Here is a 16575-nt window from a genome sequence, read left to right on the forward strand (position 1 = left end):
GCGGGTTTCCTCAGGACGGGCTCGACGGGCGTGACTCACTCGACGGACAGCAGGACCTCGACGACGCGCGCCAGGTAACGGTCGACGCTGGGCTCCCCGTAGGCCTTGTTCCCCCGGGCTCGACGGAAGACCGCTCCGCGCACCTCGCTGGAGGTCAGGGTGGTGTCGGAGTCGAAGTAGCCGGCGATACGGTCCATGAGGGCATCGACGTCGGTCTTGTCGTACCCCTGCCCGGAGGCCGGGGCGAAGCGCTCGCCGGCCGGGCGCAGCAGACGCGGGTAAAGGGTGGTGGCGAGCTGAGTGACCTGGTCCATCCAGGCCTGGCGACCGTTCTTGGCCACGAAGGCCGCGCGCCGACGCTGGAGGAAGGCGGCCTCGAGCCGGTCGAGGGCGGCGTCCACGGCCTGGGGCTGGTAGCCGCGCAGGACGACGTCGAAGGCGACGGTGCGCACGCCCTCGGAGTCCATCTCGTCGAGCTCACCGGCGTCGTAGATCTCGTGAGCCGTCTCGAAGTAGCGGTCCACCTGCTCGGGGCGGTAGCCCGGTCGCAGGAGCGCTGACTTGGGGAACATGTCGCTCATGTCGTCTTGACCCTCTCCTGGTTGAGTACCTCGGTCGCGAGTTGACCGCAGGCACCGTCGATGTCGCTGCCTCGAGTGTCTCGCACTGTCGTGGTAATTCCGGCACGCCGGAGCGTGTCGACGAACATATCCTGAACCGCAACCTCCGAGCAGGTCCAGATGGAGCCCGGAGTGGGGTTGAGCGGGATGGGGTTGACATGGGCCCATCCGGTGTCCCTGCGGTTGAGCTCGTCAGCGAGCAGCTGGGCGCGCCAGGCGTGGTCGTTCATGTCCTTGATGAGCGCGTACTCGATGGACACGCGCCGGCCGGTGGCCAGGAAGTAGTCGTGGGCGGCGTCGAGCAGCTCGCCGACCTTCCACTTGGAGTTGACGGGGATGAGCTCGTCGCGCAGCTCGTCGTCGGGGGCGTGCAGGGAGACGGCCAGGGTCACCGGCAGCCCCTCGCCGGCGAGTCGGCGGATGAGGGGGACGAGTCCCACGGTGGAGACGGTGATGCCACGCGCCGACAGGCCGAAGCCCTCCGGGGCCGGGTCGATGAGCCGGTGGAGGGCGCCGACGACGTTCTTGTAGTTGACCATCGGCTCGCCCATGCCCATGAAGACCACGTTGGACAGGCGGGCCGGTCCCCCGGTCAGCTCCCCAGCGGCCGAGGCCTGGGCGGCGTGGCGCACCTGCTCCACGATCTCCCCGGTGGACAGGTTGCGGGTCAGGCCCATCTGACCGGTGGCGCAGAAGGGGCAGGCCATGCCGCAGCCGGCCTGGGAGGAGACGCACAGGGTGGTGCGCTCCTTGTAGCGCATGAGGACGCTCTCGACGCGCACGCCGTCGTGCAGCTCCCACAGGTGCTTGATGGTGCGCCCGCCGTCGGCGCGCAGGGCGCGTACCGGGGTGATGAGCTCGGGCAGCAGCTCGGCGCACAGCTGCTCGCGCTGGGCGGCGGGCAGGTCGGTCATGTCCGCACTGTCGCGGGTGAAGTGCGTGAAGTAGTGCCGTGAGAGCTGGTCGGCCCGGAAGGAGGGCAGGCCCGAGTCCTTGCAGGCGGCCTTGCGCCCGGACAGGTCGAGGTCGGCCAGGTGGCGGGGGGCCTTGCCGCGCGCGGCGGGCACCGCGAAGGACAGGCGCGGTTTGGCGTCGGGGCTGGTGGCGCCCTCCGGGGGCTGGTCGGTGGGCATGACCTGGACCCGGCCGTCATGCGGCCGCCCGGTGATGCTGACGGGCTGCGAGCGCCGGGGGCGCTGCTGTGCTCGCGATGGACTCACGCTCGTGCTCCTCGTGTCCCGGGGCTGGGGAGGGCCGGGCTGGTCGATAGGGGTGGGTGCGGCATGCGTCCCTATTTCACCAGGAGGGTGAAGGCGTAGACAAGTGGAGCGGCCACGAGGATCGAGTCGAGCCGGTCCATGATTCCGCCGTGCCCGGGCAGGAGCGTGCCCATGTCCTTGAGTCCCAGGTCACGCTTGAGCAGGGACTCCCCCAGGTCTCCCAGGGTGGAGACGATCACGGTGCAGGCGCCCAGTGCGGCTCCGGTCCACCAGGGGCCGCCGATGGCCCAGACGCAGCCGGCACCGGTGGCGACGGCTGCGATGAGGGAGCCCATGAGCCCCTCCCAGGACTTCTTCGGTGAGACCGAGGGCGCCAGGGGGTGACGGCCGAAGGTGATGCCGGCCATCCACCCGCCGGTGTCGTTGGCGGCCGCCAGGGCGATGAGCATCATGACTTTTCCCACTCCGTGCTCCTGCACCAGGAGCAGGACCGCGAAGCCGGCCAGGAAGGGCAGGTAGGTGGCGGCGAAGACCGAGGCGGCCGCGGCGCTGGAGCGCGAGCGGCGGACCTCGTCGTGGGCCTCGGTGCGGGGGATGTCGTGGCCGGCCTGCTCCAGGACGGTGCCGACCTCCGCCTCGGCCTGGTCCATGAAGCTCCACAGGACGCAGGCGCCGACGGTGGCGACGTAGGCCCCGAAGGCCGCCTCTGCTCCCACCTCCCAGGCGCACACGGAGATTCCCAGGGTCCCCAACCACAGCGGCGCCAGGGGCAGGCGGATGCGCTTGCGGGCGAAGGCCGCCGCCAGCTCCCACAGCGCCCCGCACACGGCCAGGACGACGACGCCCACGAAGATGACCTTGTAGAAGGCCAGGGACCCCAGGACCACGGCGATGAGCACGACCGCCACCCCGATGGCGGCGGGCAGGTTGCGTCCCGCCCGCCCGGTGGCGGGCAGGGGGTCGTGGTTGCGCGTGGGGCGCGGGTTCAGCAGAGGCGACACGGGGCTCACAGGGGTTGACGGGACAGGGCGGGAGGCCGGACGGTGGCGCGGCCGCTCCCGGGAGAAGGCGGCTCAGACCTCGAGCAGCTCGGCCTCCTTGGCGCTCAGGGCGGCGTCGATCTGCTCGACGAAGCGCTTGGTGAGGCCGTCGAGCTCGTGCTCGGCGCGCTTGACGTCGTCCTCGCCGGCCTCGCCGTCCTTCTTGATGGCCTCGAGCTCCTTCTTGGCCTTGCCGCGGATACCGCGCACCTGGACGCGGGAGTCCTCGGCGCGGGAGCGGGCGAGCTTGACGTAGTCCTTGCGGCGCTCCTCGGTCAGTGCCGGCAGGGTGACGCGGATGACGGTGCCGTCATCGGTGGGGTTGACGCCGAGGTCGGACTCGCGGATGGCGGTGACGATGTCCTTCATGGCGGAGCGGTCGAAGGGGCTGACCAGGACGGTGCGGGCCTCGGGGATCGTCAGGGAGGCGAGCTGCTGGAGCGGGGTGGGGGCGCCGTAGTAGTCCACGACGATCCCGTTGAACATCGAGGGGTTGGCGCGGCCGGTGCGGATGGTGGCCAGCTCGCTCTTGGCGGCCTGGAGGGCCTTGTCCATCTTGTCCTCGGCCTCGAGCATGACGTCGTCGATCATGGTGCTTCCTTTACTGGGCGGTCGTGGGTTCGTCAGGTAGTGATCGGCCATCGCGGGGATGGCTGCGGGTTGGGAGGGTGTGCCGGCCGTCTGCGCTGCATGCGGTCACGGAGCTCGAAGGGGCCCTCGGCGGCCCGTCTGAGCTCGCAGCCGGGTCAGTCGCAGCTGACGAGTGTCCCGATTCTCTCACCCAGCAGGGCTCGGGTGATGTTGCCGGGCTCCCCCATGCCGAAGACGCGCATGGTCAGGCCGTTGTCGCGGCACAGGGCGAAGGCGGAGGCGTCGACCACCTGGAGGCCGTCGGCCAGGGCGCGCTCGTAGGTGAGCTGGTCCAGGCGCCGGGCATCGGGGTTCTTGCGGGGGTCGGCGGTGTAGACGCCGTCGACCCCGTTCTTGCCCACGAGCAGCTCGTCGCAGTGGGTCTCCAGGGCGCGTTGGGCCGAGACGGTGTCCGTGGAGAAGTAGGGCAGGCCGGCACCGGCGCCGAAGACGACGACGCGGTTCTTCTCCATGTGGCGGATGGCGCGCAGGGGGATGTAGGACTCGGCGACCTGTCCCATGGCGATGGCGGTCTGGACACGGGCGGGCACCCCCGCCTTCTCAATGAAGTCCTGCAGGGCCAGAGCGTTCATGACGGTTCCCAGCATGCCCATGTAGTCGGCGCGGGCGCGGTCCATGCCGCGCGAGGAGAGCTCGGCGCCGCGGAAGAAGTTCCCGCCTCCGACGACGACGGAGACCTGGACTCCGGCGCGTACGGCCTCGGCGATCTGGCGGGCGGCGTCGGAGACGACGTCGGGGTCCAGGCCTATGGCTCCGCCGCCGAAGACCTCACCGGAGAGCTTGAGTAGAACACGTCTGGGGTGCGTGCCGTGGGCGACGCGGTCGTCACGAGCCGGTTCATGACTCATTGCGCTATGTCTCCTGGGTTCGGTGGGCAGGCTTGGCACAGCCTACCCCGTCCGGGTGGGCACCGGGCCACGATGAGCGTCAACCCCGGCGGTCAGACACACCATGGGGCCGTGCCATGGGACCGTGCCAGGGACCAGGCCCACGCAGAAGACGTGCTCGCGGAGGGCGCCCCGGGGAGCAGACGGTGAGGGATGTCGATGAGTGAGAGGGGAAGAACGGGGCGGGGGCGCGAGCATGATGCTCGCGCCCCCGCCCCGATCAGTGAGCGGATCAGGCGCCGACGCGGAAGCGCACGAAGCCGGTCAGCTCGCCACCGGTGGCCTCGACGACCTTGCCGACCGTGGTCTTGGGGTCCTTGGCGAAGGCCTGGTCGACCAGGACGTTCTCCTTGAAGAAGCCGTTGAGACGACCCTCGACGATCTTGGGGATGGCCTTCTCGGGCTTGCCCTCGGCGCGGGTGGTCTCCTCGGCGATGGCGCGCTCCTTGTCCACGACCTCGGCCGGGACGTCCTCACGGGTGGCGTAGGCCGGGGAGTAGGCGGCGATGTGCATGGCGACGTCGTGAGCCACCTCGGCGGCCTTGGCGTCGGTGCCCACCAGGACGCCGACCTGCGCGGGCAGGTCGGGGTTGGTGCGGTGCAGGTAGAGCTCGATCTTGTCGGCCTCGAGGCGGCCGACACGGCGCACGACGATCTTCTCGCCGATGACGGCCTGCATGCCGTCGGTGAGCTCCTTGACGGTGGAGCCGTCGACCTCGACCTCGGCCAGGGCCTCGGCGTCGGTGGCGCCGGAGTCCAGGGCGGCGGTGAGGACCTGCTCGGCGTAGTCGAGGAACTTCTGGTTCTTGGCCACGAAGTCGGTCTCGGCGTTGATCTCGACGAGGACGCCGACCTGGCCGTTGCCGGAGTCGACGACCTTGGCGGCGATGAGGCCGGCGGAGGCGGCGCGGCCCTCGCGCTTGGCGATGCCCTTGAGGCCCTTGACGCGAATGATCTCGATGGCCTTCTCGGCGTCGCCGTTGGCCTCGTCGAGGGCCTTCTTGACGTCGAGCATGCCGGCGCCGGTCTTCTCGCGCAGCGCCTTGATGTCAGCGGTGGTGTAGTTCGCCATGAATGTCTCCTGGTCAGTCAGTGACTAATAGACGTGTGAAAAAGGACGAGTGAGAGGTGCTCACAGCGCGGGGACGCCGCGCTGTGAGCGAGGAGCTGAGGTGGTGAGCCCGAGCTCAGGCCTGCTCGGCGGCGGGGGCCTCGGCGACAGCCTCGGTCACCTCAGCGGCGACCTCGGCGGCCTCGGCCTCGGCTCCGGCGAGGAGCTGGGCCTCCCACTCGGGCAACGGCTCGGCGTCGGCGGGGGCGACCTCGGCCTCCTCACCGGTGCGGGCGCGTCCGCCGGAGCGGGCCAGCAGGCCCTCGGCGGTGGCGTCGGCGACGACACGGGTGAGCAGGGTGACGGCGCGGATGGCGTCGTCGTTGCCGGGGATGCCGTAGGTGGCCTCGTCCGGGTCGCAGTTGGTGTCCAGGATGGCGATGACCGGGATCCCGAGCTTCTGGGCCTCGGAGATGGCCAGGTGCTCCTTCTTGGTGTCCACGACCCACACGGCCGCGGGGAGCTTGCTCATGTCGCGGATACCGCCCAGGGTGCGCTGGAGCTTGTCCTTCTCGCGGCGCATCATGAGCAGCTCCTTCTTGGTGCGGCCGGAGCCGGCCACGTCGTCGAAGTCGATCTGCTCGAGCTCCTTCATGCGGTCCAGGCGGGCGCGCACGGTGGAGAAGTTGGTGAGCATGCCGCCCAGCCAGCGCTGGTTGACGTAGGGCATGCCGACACGCTGGGCCTGCTCGGCCACGGCGGCCTGGGCCTGCTTCTTGGTTCCGACGAACAGGATGTTGCCGCCGCGAGCGACGATCTCCTTGACGAAGTCGTAGGCGGTGTTGATGCCCTCAATGGACTGCTGGAGGTCGATGATGTAGATGCCGTTGCGCTCGGTGAGGATGAAGCGCTTCATCTTGGGGTTCCAGCGACGAGTCTGGTGCCCGAAGTGGACACCGCTGTCAAGGAGCTGGCGCATGGTAACGACGGCCATGACGGTCCTTCCGTGTGTGCCGAGAGGTTGCTCGACGCACGATCATTCGGGGGACGGCCGAGCTGCGCCCGGACGCGTCCCAGGGTTCTTCTTCTGGGTTCTTCCCCGTGGTTCCGCACGCTTGCGAACGCGCACCGGAGCCGGTGACCGGCTGGGAGCCGGCGCGGATGGGGCCTGGTGCCTGCGACGCACGGCCACCCGTTCACCGTGGCGAACCGTGATGACCGGGACCGCGACCGTGTCGCCCGGAGGGACGTCCCGAGATGCTCGGGTGCAGGCACGCGAAGTCAGCATTCCGGGCCCGTTTCCCACTGACGCCGGAGCGATCCGCAGAATGCTGCGGAGGCGAGGCTACCACAGGACTGGACCAGCCGCCGAGGCCGAATCAGCGGTATTCGGAGTCATTCCGGTCACCACAGGCAGCCTTCCTCACGGGGCTTTCCACAGGGCCGACGACGCCCCCGGCGCCGAGGGCCGCTCGGCGCGCACTCTGAGGGCATGCAGCCACAGCAGCCTCGACAAAGCCGCCACCTCCGAGATCCTCGCACGTCGTCCTCTCCTGCCCACCACTCGTCCCGCCGCCTTGCGGCGCTGGCAACGGCCCTGATCGCCTGCGGCTCACTGGCCGCGCTGCCCGGTGCTCCACCGGCTCAGGGCATGAGCACTCTCCCCGGCCCAGCCACTAGCACTGCCGTGACCAGGGTTCGGGCTCCGTGGGCGCAGGGCCCGTTGCCTCTCGAGCGGGCGGGCAGCGCGTCTGGGCCGACCGGGGCGGCCCACTGGTTGAGCTCGTCAACCTCGCTCGTGACACGCCTGAGCCCCTCCTCCCCGCTCATTAATGGCACGGGGACGGCCGGCCTGGCGCCGACGGACCGGTCTGCGGGTCCCCGGCGCCCGCGGGGCCGCTATCAGTGGCCGACCGGCGCGCCAGCCACCGTGGTGGAGGACTTCGACCCGCCCGCCGTCGTGTGGGGACGCGGACACCGGGGAGTGGATCTTGCGGCCGCTGAGGGCACGCAGATCCGCAGCGCCGCCGCGGGGACGGTCGCCTTCGCCGGCATGGTGGCCGGGCGCCCCGTAGTATCCATCGACCACGCCGACGGGATCCGCACCACCTATGAGCCGGTCGAACCGGCCGTCAGCGCCGGTGACACGGTGGCTGCGGGGCAGATCATCGGCACCCTGCTGGCGGGGCACCGCTCGGACGGGGTCTGCGCCCTGCACTGGGGGGCGCGCACCGGCCCCAAGACGTACATCAACCCGCTGCGCCTGCTGCAACCTGCCGTCATCCGTCTCAAGCCCCTTCACTGAGAACGCAGCCCCACGAGGGCTCCGCTCAGGCGCGGGGGAAGGCCTGCTCGTAGACGCTGCGCAGGCGCTCAGCCGAGACGTGGGTGTAGCGCTGGGTGGTGGCCAGGGAGGAGTGGCCGAGGAACTCTTGGACGCTGCGCAGGTCCGCTCCCCCGCCCAGGACGTGGGTGGCGGTGCTGTGCCGCAGTCCGTGCGGGCCCAGGTCGGGCACTTGGGCGGCCGCGCACAGGCGGTGGACGACGTCGCGCACCGCCCGGGGATCGATACGTCGCCCCCGCGCCCCGAGGAAGAGGGCGCCTCCCGCATCGACGGCGCAGATCTCACCGCGCCGATGCAGCCATGTCTCCAGCGCCTTGGCGGCGGGCAGCCCGTAGGGGACGGTCCGTTCCTTACGGCCCTTCCCCAGGACTCGCAGGGTCCGTTGGGAGTGGTCGAGGTCGGCGACATCCAGGCCGACGAGCTCGGAGACCCGCACTCCGGTCGCGTAGAGCGTCTCGATGATGGCCAGGTCACGCACGGCCAGGACGTGCCCGTCAGAGGCGAGGTCCGAGGCGGTCTTGAGCAGCTGCGAGGCTTGCTGGGTCGTCAGCACCCCGGGCAGGCGGTTGTCGACGCGGGGCGCGCGCAGACGCGCGGCGACGTCGGAGGTGAGCAGTCCCGTCTCGAAGGCCCAGGAGGAGAAGGTCCTCACCGAGGCCGAGCGGCGGGCCAGGGTGGCGCGCGAGTGACCGCTCGCGGCCATCGCGGCGAGCCAGTCCCGCAGATCCGCCAGGTCAAGGTTGGCCAGGGCGGCGTCGACTGGCTCCGCGTCACCCTCACCGACACCGAGGAAGCTCAGCAGGTCGTTGATGTCGACGAGATAGGCGCGCACGGTGTGCCCGGACAGGTCCCGTTGCAGGGCCAGGTAGCTGCGGTAGGAGTCGAGCAGATCGGCGCGCGTCCTCGGCATGTGCTCCCTCCTCCCTGCTGGCGACAAGAACACCTGAAGACTACGGCGCCGGGACGGGCCCTCCACGGAATACGCGCCGTAGGCATCGGCAGCGCACGGCCCGGTGACGCCGCTCTGACGCGCCCCGGCTCTGCCCGAGCACGGGGGTCTCGGCGACGCCCTCGCCACTAACCACCTCCGCCTCAGATCACTATCTCCGCCGGACAGACAATCGCCACCTTGATTCAACGCACAATCTCACCATTCGAATCACAAGTTCATAACAACCATCCAGGCGGCACTACGGATACCAACCTCCCCTTCTCCTTGATCCCAACGAAAAATCCACTCTTCCTCTGTATTTCCCCACATTCGGGACATTTGTTGCCGTCCAACGAGGAAGTTAAAATCTTGGTCGTTCTGACGAACTCCATCCCTTCCTGGCTCATCCCTATTTCCTGCTGGAGCGCAGCACTGTGAAACGGTTCTCCAGGCGCGGCGTCCACGTCGGCGTCATCGCGGTCCTGACCGCTGCCGCTCTGGTCGCCGTCGTCCTGCACCCGGGGATGGTCACCCATGTTGTCGATCTTCATGACGGTGGAGTGCGGGCGACCAACGGGAGGATGGCGATGGTCGCCCACCTCAGCTACCGCTCGCAGACGCTCAACAGGGGCCTGCGCACCTCCTCGACGAGCTTCGGCGTCGACCAGTCCGGCTCCCAGGTCGTCATGTCCGACGCCTCCTCGGACACCTATACGCAGATCGACGACATCACGCCGCCCCGGGCCACCGGCTCCGGCTCCACCGTCCCCACCCTCGTCTCCAGGAGGTTTCGTCCATGAACATGCTGACACGCTGGGTACCCGGCGACATCCTGGTCGCCGTCGGGGACGGCGGCGTTCTCGCCCTCGACGGGAGCGCGCAGGCGTTGGAGGCGATGTGGACCGAGCTCGGTGAGCACCGCTGCCTCGGCGACCTGCTCAAAAGCCTGAGCCGGCTGCACGACAACGAGGTCTTCACCCTCCCCGACTTCCTCATGATGGCCATCGACGGCCAGGAGCTGCGAGTGGCCGCCCGAGGCCGCTTCTGCCTCCACCTGGACACTGCCGACGGCGAGCGCAGCTTCAGCGCCTCCGAGGTCGTCGTGTGGGAGGAGTCCCGCTATGAGCGGGTCAACCAGTGTATCCTCGAGCTCACCCCGGCCACCAGACACCCAGCCGGTCCCGAAGGGCTCGACGAGTTCCTCCCCCTGCGCTCGGGGATCGTCCGAGCCTCGCAGCTGCACATCGGCTTCGGAGACCACCAGCTCCCACTGTCCTCACCGGCTCAGACCGGCGCTCACGGGGGTCAGGGGGCACCGCAACCATCGGCGGCCCAGGAGATCCTCCAACAGGCTCAGGCCGACGGCGCCCCCGAGCGGGACGACCCACCGCCGTCGTCATCGCTACCTGCGAGGCAGGAGCAGGGCAAGGCCGCCTACCAGTCCCGCCCCGATCCCGGACAGACGCTGGAACCGCAGTCCATGGGCCCGATGGACAGTGCGGGCTCCCCGCAGGGGACCGGGGCGGGGGATCCGGCCGCGGTGCTGGGACCCGACGACGTTCCGGCGGCCGAGGCCGCAGCCCCGCAGGCGCATGGACAGCAGGCCCAGGACGACAAGACCGGTCGTCTTGTTGAGCGCACGATGATGCAGGGGGCCGAGGCGGTCGTCGGCCCGGCCTCCTCTCAGGACATGGATCCGTTGGCCCAGCTCGCCGCAGGGCCCGGACGTCACCGGGCCTCCCCTCTGGGCGAGAGCGCCTCCGGCCGACACTCGTCACAGGCCGCTGAGCCGCTCCCGGCTCAGCGGCAGGCCCCGGACGGCGGCGCAGATGCAGCGTCCTCGAATGGCTCAGCGCCCTCGGGCGCGCAGGGCAAGCACGACGGGCGCACCGTCTCGGCTGCAGGACTTCATGCCGCCAGGAACGCACTAGGCGGGCAGACCGGGCTCGACGAGCCCTCCGGCACCGGCCCCAGCGTGATGGCCGTCTTCTGCGAGGCGGGGCACCCCAATCCGGTGCACGCCTCCTCGTGCCGCGAGTGCGACAGCACCATCACCTCCAGGACCGGCCAGGTCGAGCGACCGGTCCTGGGCGTTCTGCGTGTCTCCTCAGGCGCCACGGCGATCCTGGACACTGATGTCATCATCGGCCGACTGCCCCAGGGCACGAGCAGCACCGCCGCTCAGCGCCCCCGCCTGCTGACCGTCCCCAGCCCGGGCAAGGCGATCTCGAAGACTCACTGCGCCGTGAGGGTCGAAGGCTGGGACATGCGCGTGGAGGACCTGGGCTCCACCAACGGGACCTTCCTGCTGCGCGCCGGGGAGGAGCCCCGCCGCGTGCCCGAGCACCAGCAGCTTCTCCTGCGCGCCGGCGACATCATCGACATCGGTGATGGCACCACCCTGACAGTGGAGCGTGAGGCGTGATGTCCTCCCCGAGCTCCGCCCCGCAGGGACCGCCGATCCCCGGAGCCAGCCCCAAGCGCCTCCTGGGCGCCGGGGGCTTCGCCGATGTCTTCCTGTATGAGCAGCGGGTGCCGCGCCGCGACGTGGCGGTGAAGATCCTGCGGCCAGGAGGCAGCCAGCGAGACCACCACCGGTTCACCACCGAGGCGGACCTCATGGCCCGTCTGTCATCGCACCCCTCCATCGTGTCGGTCTACGGGGCCGGGACGGTGGAGGAAGAGCGCAGCTACCTCATCATGGAGTACTGTCCCCCTCCCCACCTGGGCAAGCTGGCCGCCTCGCAGCCCTTGTCCCTCACACGCGCCCTGGAGATCGGTATCCAGCTGGCGGGCGCGGTGGAGACCATTCACCGGGTCGGCTACCTCCACCGCGACATCAAGCCTGCCAGCATCCTGCTCACCCCCTTCGGGCGTCCGGTGCTCGGCGACTTCGGGATCGCCGCGCCCATCGGGCTCAGCATCGAGAAGGACGAGTTCGGAGGGGCGTCCCCGCCGTGGGCCTCACCCGAGCAGCAGCTCGACCGGGAGAGCCTGACTCCGGCCTCGGATGTCTACGCCCTGGCCGCGACCATCTACACGCTGCTGGCGGGACGCTCACCCCACGTCGATGTTTCAGGAGCCGACCGCAACGACCAGCTCTCGATGATCGACCGAGTGCTCCACCGACAAATCCCCCCGATCGGGCGACACGACATACCCGAGCAGCTCGAGCGGATCCTGGCCATGGCGATGGCCAAGTCTCCTCGCGGACGGTATGCCAGCGCCATCGCCCTGGCTCGGGCGCTGCAACAGGTACAGACCGACCTGTGCCTGGCCATCACCCAGCTCGATGTCATGGAGGAAGCGTCCGGACGACACACGAGCGGGAACCGGAACCAGGACTCCACGATGCTGCGGCCGGCCGTCATAGTGGACCCGGACGGGCCGACCAGAGCCGTGCCCGCCGCACACCGGCACGACGACGCCGCCACGACCTTCGCGCCTCGTCGTGTCAAGGCCCAGCCCACCGGCTCCGCCTCGCTGTGCGACCGTCCCCGGCCCGGTTCCGCTCTCCCGCCCCAGGGCGATGAGGCCGAGGTCGCGAGAGACGACCCGGGCTCGCAGGAGGCCGAGGCGGGCCTGCAGCGGCGGCGCAGCCGCCCGTCGGGGCGAGCCGTGGCCGTCACCGTGGTGGGCGCCGCCGTCATGGTCTGCCTGAGCGCGATCGGAGTGTGGTCGGTGATGTGAATGGAAGAAGGAGCGATCATGACGAGTTCACCCGCCGAGCCCTGGCTCAGGCGCACCGGAGCATGTCGCTCGCATGCCTCACAAGGGTGGGGCAGGACCTGTCCATCATGGTCCCGCCGTCGTGGCAGGGCGCTCTTCAGTCCCGACCACCTGTGCCCTTCCGGGTGCGTCGCCTCCAGCCGGAGGCGGTGCGTTCCACCTTCCCTGAGAGCTCCAGGATCCCCAGTGCCGAGGTGGTCTCCTTCGGGGACAGCCCGGCGGAGCGGACGATGGACTCGGTACTCGCCGCGGCCCGGGCCGGCATGGCGTCCAGGACCAGCGAGGCGGCCGGGTCCAGGCCGTCGAGGAGCCCACCACCGGCCAGCTCGGGGTCCTGCTCCTTGGCGGCGTCCGCGTCGACGGTGCCCAGGGGCGTCAGCAGTTCCAGGGCATCGTCGGTATCGGTGATGCACACCGCCCCTTTGCGCAGGAGCCGGTGGCATCCGACCGAGGACATGGAGGTCACGGGGCCGGGAACGGCTCCCAGCTGCCTGCCCAGCTCGAGGGCGCGGTGGGCAGTGGACAGGGCGCCCGATCTCCAGGCCGCCTCCACCACGATCGTCGCCTGCGAGATCGCCGCGATGACGCGGTTGCGTGAGACGAACCGGTGGCGGCCGGGCTGACAGCCCGGCGGTACCTCCGCCACCAGGGCCCCGGAGGCGATGACTGCCTCCAGCACCCCGGTGTTTCCCAGCGGGTAGAGGCGGTCCACTCCCCCGGCTGAGATTGACACCGTTGGTCCCTCGCCCAGTGCCCCGCGGTGAGCGCAGGCATCGATGCCGAAGGCTCCCCCGGAGACGATGAGGCCACCTTTGGCCGTCACCCCCGCGGCCAGGGAGGTGGCGACCGCCTCCCCGTAGCGGGTGGAGGCCCGGGCCCCCACCAGTGCCAGGCACAGTCCGCTGGCCGGTCCCACCGGCATCCGCTGCTCACGTACAGGATGACCAGCACCCGCGACACGTGGAGCCTCGTCGTCTCCGACGGCCCCGGGCTCGCCTCCCTCAAGGCCCTTGTCCTTCAGGTCCCCGGCGTTGACCAGCAGCGAGGGGTCGCCGCGCACCCACAGACAGAAAGGCGGGTGCTCAAGCTGGTCGAGTCCCGGCGGCCACCAGGGCTCCCCCGGGAGGATGAGGCTGCCACCCAGGCGGTCAAGCACATCGAGCTCACGGCGGATATCGAGTCCCTCCAGGCGCGGCGCCCACCGGGCGGCGACCTGGGCCCAGCAGGCGCTGATATCGGCGGAGCCGGACATCCCCGGGGGCGGCTGCGGCACCGGTGGCCGCGGGGAGTCGCGCACCTGTCCGGAGGGGTCGATGGCCTCCTCCAAAAGCCACCTCAGGGCGGGACTCGGCCCGAGCCGGCCCACCACCATGGCTGCGGTGGCGTTGTCGGGCTCAGCCAGGCGGGACCAGGTCGCGCGTGCCAACGCCGGATCGTCGATGTCGTAGGGCAGTGTCATGGGCGTCATGGGCTTCATGGCCGCACTCCTGAGGTTCTCAGGGCCAGGGCGGTCCCGATGTGTGCGAGGGAGAGGGTGTCGAGCCCCTCGAGGTCGGCGAGGGTCCAGGCCAGTCTGAGGACCCGGTCCACCCCGCGCAGGGAGAGGTCGCCGCGTTCGAGGGCGGTCATGAGCCGGCGGCTGAGTGGAGCGCTGAGTCCGCCGTCGGGTCCTCTGAGGTAGGAGCCGGGGACCTCGGCGTTGAGGCGCCACGGGGTGCCGGCCAGCCTGCGCTCCGCGGCCCGGCGGGCACGCAGGACGCGCCGCGCCACCTCGGCGCTGGACTCTCCATGGCCGGCGGAAGCGAGGTCGGCGGCGCTGACGGCACCGACCTCGACCTGGATGTCGACCCGGTCCAACAGTGGACCGGACAGTCGTGAGAAGTAGCGCCGCCGCTGCAGGGAGGTGCAGGTGCACTCCAGGCCCCGACCGCCGGCCTTGCCGCAGGGGCAGGGGTTGGCGGCCAGGACGAGCTGGAAGGCGGCCGGGTAGCTGGCACGCCCGCCCACCCGGTCGATGGTGACCGCTCCCGACTCCAGCGGCTGGCGCAGGCAGTCCAGGACGCCGGCGCTGAACTCGGGGGCCTCGTCGAGGAAGAGCACCCCGCGGTGAGCCAGGGAGACGTCCCCGGGGCGGGGTAGGCCTGAGCCTCCCCCGACGACGGCGGCCCGGGTCGCCGTGTGGTGCGGCGCGCGCAACGGCGGCCGGGTGATGAGTCCGCGGGCGGGGTCGAAGATGCCGGCCACGGAGTGCAGGGAGGTGACGGTGACGGCGTCGGCCTGCTCCAAGGGCGGCAAGATGGAGGGGAGCCTCTCAGCGAGCATGGTCTTGCCCGTCCCCGGGGGCCCCACCATGATGAGGTGATGTCCCCCGGCGGCGGCGACCTCGAGGGCCTGGCGGGCCTCGGACTGCCCGACGACGTCGGCCAGGTCCGGCTGCTCGGCATCCCGCGGCGGGGTCGTGGGGGCATCGTCTGTGGCGGCCTCGGTGATCTGCTCCAGCGCGGTGGCCACGGCCGCGCTCAGGCGCCCTCCATAACGCTCGACGAGCTGGCCGACGTGCCTGACGGCGGTGACGCGGGCGCCGGGGACGAGCTCGGCCTCGGCCGCGGCCTCCTGGGCGACGACGATCTCCTCGACCCCAGCGGCCACCGCGGCCTGGACGCTGGGCAGGACACCGCGCACCGAGTGCACGGAGCCGTCCAGCCCGAGCTCGCCGATGTAGACGGTCCGTCCCAGGAGCCCGGCCGTGCTCCGTCCGAGCCGACCGCGGGCCCCCAGGACGGCCAGGGCGAGCGCCAGGTCCAGCCCGGTCCCGGTCTTGCGCAGGTCCGCTGGGGAGAGGTTGACGGTCAGGCGCTGCTCACCCCAGGTGACGCCGCAGGTGCTCAACGCGGCCCGGACGCGCTCGCGCGACTCACGCACGGCGGCGTCGGGCAGGCCCACGAGGGTGAATCCGGGCAGGCCCTGGGCGGCATGAGCCTCGACCTCAACGATGTGTCCGGCCAGCCCGGTCAGCGTCACAGCGAGTGTGCGAGCTAGCCCCATGACGCATCCACCGCCCGGTGGTGGCGCAGCAGCGCAGGACGCGCGTCGCGCATAAGGATGGAGACGACGTCCAGGCGCATGCCGGCGTGCGGCGGGGTCTCGTGGGTACTCGCCCAGGCGGCAGCCAGGGCCCGCAGTCGGGCGAACTTGCGGGCGTCGACGGCGGCGGCCGGCGGCCCCTGGCGCAGGGAGCTGCGGGTCTTGACCTCGACGATGACGAGCCTTGCTCCTGCCCACCCCTGAGCTGGGTCGGTGACGGACTCACTGCCCGGCTCACGGTGCACATGACCGGGTTCCAGGGCGATGATGTCGAGCTCTCCGCGCAGGCCGTGGTCCGGACGCCAGTTGCGCTCCAGGACCTGCCAGCCGATGTCCTCCAGGTAGGTGGCGGCAAGATCCTCTCCACGCCGTCCGGTGCTCTGGCGGGACGCCCCTGCGCGGACAGCTCCTGCGCCTCCTGGGCCCTGGAACGGCGGCGTGAGCGCGTGATCGCCGCACCTGGCTGCGATCACCGTTCGTCCCCTTGTGGCTGCTACGACCTGTTCGGTCATCCCGATCACCTCCGCCACTAGCGTGAGGCCGGATCAGCCGGTGCGCGTCATGGCCCGATCGGCTCTGTGGAAGGCGCTGTCAGAAGACGAGCTGTGGCCCCCGGCGAGCGGGGAGGGACAGCCGAACGGAGCCTTCTGAGGTGGCGCGGCGTGGGAAGAACGCTAGGAGGAGGGGATGTCCATCTCGAGCTTGGTGAGCTCCTCGACATTGACGTCCTTGAAGGTGACGACGTGGACGGACTTGACGAACCGGGAGGCCCGGTAGATGTCCCACACCCAGGCGTCCTCGAGGGTCAGCTCGAAGAAGACCTCCCCGCCGCTGGTGCGTACCTGGACGTCAACGGCGTTGGCCAGGTAGAACCGCCGTTCAGTCTCCACCACGTAGGAGAACAGGGAGGCGACGTCGCGGTACTCCCGGTACAGCGAGAGCTCCAGCTCGTTCTCATAGGACTCGAGGTCTTCTGCGCTCACCGGGCCATCATGCCTGGCCTCAGCCGCTGGAGGCG

General features: G+C 70.5%; 16 protein-coding genes. 4 read left to right on the forward strand and 12 right to left on the reverse strand.

Annotated features, from left to right (window positions below; genetic code table 11):
* Positions 1–35: 35 nt before the first annotated feature.
* The 7 genes from FK267_RS03620 to rpsB form a co-directional block, all read right to left on the reverse strand.
* Positions 36–581: a DivIVA domain-containing protein gene (locus FK267_RS03620; RefSeq protein ID WP_003786395.1), complete on the reverse strand. Its 546-nt coding sequence runs from the start codon at positions 579–581 to the stop codon at positions 36–38.
* On the reverse strand, positions 578–1840 hold the full coding sequence (rlmN, locus tag FK267_RS03625) for a dual-specificity RNA methyltransferase RlmN (RefSeq protein WP_141406340.1): 1263 nt from the start codon (positions 1838–1840) through the stop codon (positions 578–580). The genes FK267_RS03620 and rlmN overlap by 4 nt, the downstream gene beginning before the upstream one ends.
* Before the next feature lie 71 nt (positions 1841–1911).
* Complete coding sequence (locus tag FK267_RS03630; RefSeq protein WP_009407305.1) at positions 1912–2841, reverse strand: phosphatidate cytidylyltransferase; 930 nt, start codon at positions 2839–2841, stop codon at positions 1912–1914.
* Positions 2842–2913: 72 nt separating this feature from the next.
* Positions 2914–3471: a ribosome recycling factor gene (frr, locus tag FK267_RS03635; RefSeq protein ID WP_003786400.1), complete on the reverse strand. Its 558-nt coding sequence runs from the start codon at positions 3469–3471 to the stop codon at positions 2914–2916.
* Between the two features lie 155 nt (positions 3472–3626).
* A complete protein-coding gene (gene pyrH / locus FK267_RS03640; protein ID WP_003786403.1) occupies positions 3627–4379 on the reverse strand; it encodes a UMP kinase in 753 nt (250 codons plus the stop codon).
* A 271-nt stretch (positions 4380–4650) separates the two neighbouring features.
* Positions 4651–5490, reverse strand: a complete 840-nt coding sequence (gene tsf / locus FK267_RS03645; RefSeq protein WP_003786404.1) for a translation elongation factor Ts — start codon at positions 5488–5490, stop codon at positions 4651–4653.
* 115 nt (positions 5491–5605) lie between these two features.
* Positions 5606–6463 (reverse strand): 30S ribosomal protein S2, encoded by an 858-nt coding sequence (rpsB, locus tag FK267_RS03650; protein ID WP_003786406.1) that lies wholly within the window; start codon positions 6461–6463, stop codon positions 5606–5608.
* 804 nt (positions 6464–7267) lie between these two features.
* Here rpsB and FK267_RS03655 point away from each other — a divergent pair.
* Positions 7268–7774, forward strand: coding sequence for a M23 family metallopeptidase (locus FK267_RS03655; protein ID WP_232211290.1), 507 nt, complete (start codon positions 7268–7270; stop codon positions 7772–7774).
* A gap of 25 nt (positions 7775–7799) precedes the next feature.
* On the opposite strand, the gene FK267_RS03660 is transcribed toward FK267_RS03655, so the two are convergent.
* A complete protein-coding gene (locus FK267_RS03660) occupies positions 7800–8723 on the reverse strand; it encodes a tyrosine recombinase XerC (RefSeq protein ID WP_141406341.1) in 924 nt (307 codons plus the stop codon).
* Positions 8724–9178: 455 nt separating this feature from the next.
* On the opposite strand from FK267_RS03660, the gene FK267_RS03665 reads away from it, so the two are divergent.
* The 3 genes from FK267_RS03665 to FK267_RS03675 are packed head-to-tail and all read left to right on the forward strand — an operon-like array spanning position 9179 to position 12434.
* A complete protein-coding gene (locus FK267_RS03665) occupies positions 9179–9544 on the forward strand; it encodes a hypothetical protein (protein ID WP_003786411.1) in 366 nt (121 codons plus the stop codon).
* Positions 9541–11169: an FHA domain-containing protein gene (locus FK267_RS03670; protein ID WP_141406342.1), complete on the forward strand. Its 1629-nt coding sequence runs from the start codon at positions 9541–9543 to the stop codon at positions 11167–11169. Before FK267_RS03665 ends, FK267_RS03670 begins: the two co-directional genes overlap by 4 nt.
* Entirely contained in the window at positions 11169–12434 is a 1266-nt protein-coding gene (locus tag FK267_RS03675) for a serine/threonine-protein kinase (protein WP_232622560.1), read from the forward strand. The genes FK267_RS03670 and FK267_RS03675 overlap by 1 nt, the downstream gene beginning before the upstream one ends.
* A 136-nt stretch (positions 12435–12570) precedes the next feature.
* Here FK267_RS03675 and FK267_RS03680 read toward each other — a convergent pair whose 3' ends face one another.
* The 4 genes from FK267_RS03680 to FK267_RS03695 all read right to left on the reverse strand — a co-directional run bounded on the left by FK267_RS03680 (position 12571) and on the right by FK267_RS03695 (position 16540).
* The gene (locus tag FK267_RS03680; protein ID WP_232622559.1) at positions 12571–13950 is read right to left on the reverse strand and encodes a DNA-processing protein DprA; all 1380 of its coding nucleotides are present in this window, start codon (positions 13948–13950) and stop codon (positions 12571–12573) included.
* The gene (locus tag FK267_RS03685) at positions 13947–15518 is read right to left on the reverse strand and encodes a YifB family Mg chelatase-like AAA ATPase (protein WP_075378368.1); all 1572 of its coding nucleotides are present in this window, start codon (positions 15516–15518) and stop codon (positions 13947–13949) included. The genes FK267_RS03680 and FK267_RS03685 overlap by 4 nt, the downstream gene beginning before the upstream one ends.
* Positions 15509–16069 (reverse strand): YraN family protein, encoded by a 561-nt coding sequence (locus tag FK267_RS03690; protein ID WP_075378443.1) that lies wholly within the window; start codon positions 16067–16069, stop codon positions 15509–15511. Before FK267_RS03690 ends, FK267_RS03685 begins: the two co-directional genes overlap by 10 nt.
* Positions 16070–16231: 162 nt before the next feature.
* Complete coding sequence (locus FK267_RS03695) at positions 16232–16540, reverse strand: DUF2469 domain-containing protein (RefSeq protein WP_003781502.1); 309 nt, start codon at positions 16538–16540, stop codon at positions 16232–16234.
* Between the last annotated feature and the right edge of the window lie 35 nt (positions 16541–16575).

This window comes from Actinomyces oris (assembly GCF_006546825.1).
GTDB classification, from domain to species: Bacteria; Actinomycetota; Actinomycetes; order Actinomycetales; family Actinomycetaceae; genus Actinomyces; species Actinomyces oris.

What these genes read in the sequence shown, in the direction of transcription:
- FK267_RS03620 (WP_003786395.1), bottom strand. Translation starts at nt 581, where the DNA reads ATGAGCGACATGTTCCCCAAGTCAGCGCTCCTGCGACCGGGCTACCGC.
- frr (WP_003786400.1), bottom strand. Translation starts at nt 3,471, where the DNA reads ATGATCGACGACGTCATGCTCGAGGCCGAGGACAAGATGGACAAGGCC.
- pyrH (WP_003786403.1), bottom strand. Translation starts at nt 4,379, where the DNA reads ATGAGTCATGAACCGGCTCGTGACGACCGCGTCGCCCACGGCACGCAC.
- tsf (WP_003786404.1), bottom strand. Translation starts at nt 5,490, where the DNA reads ATGGCGAACTACACCACCGCTGACATCAAGGCGCTGCGCGAGAAGACC.
- rpsB (WP_003786406.1), bottom strand. Translation starts at nt 6,463, where the DNA reads ATGGCCGTCGTTACCATGCGCCAGCTCCTTGACAGCGGTGTCCACTTC.
- FK267_RS03660 (WP_141406341.1), bottom strand. Translation starts at nt 8,723, where the DNA reads ATGCCGAGGACGCGCGCCGATCTGCTCGACTCCTACCGCAGCTACCTG.
- FK267_RS03670 (WP_141406342.1), top strand. Translation starts at nt 9,541, where the DNA reads ATGAACATGCTGACACGCTGGGTACCCGGCGACATCCTGGTCGCCGTC.
- FK267_RS03675 (WP_232622560.1), top strand. Translation starts at nt 11,169, where the DNA reads ATGTCCTCCCCGAGCTCCGCCCCGCAGGGACCGCCGATCCCCGGAGCC.
- FK267_RS03680 (WP_232622559.1), bottom strand. Translation starts at nt 13,950, where the DNA reads ATGAAGCCCATGACGCCCATGACACTGCCCTACGACATCGACGATCCG.
- FK267_RS03685 (WP_075378368.1), bottom strand. Translation starts at nt 15,518, where the DNA reads ATGGGGCTAGCTCGCACACTCGCTGTGACGCTGACCGGGCTGGCCGGA.
- FK267_RS03690 (WP_075378443.1), bottom strand. Translation starts at nt 16,069, where the DNA reads ATGACCGAACAGGTCGTAGCAGCCACAAGGGGACGAACGGTGATCGCA.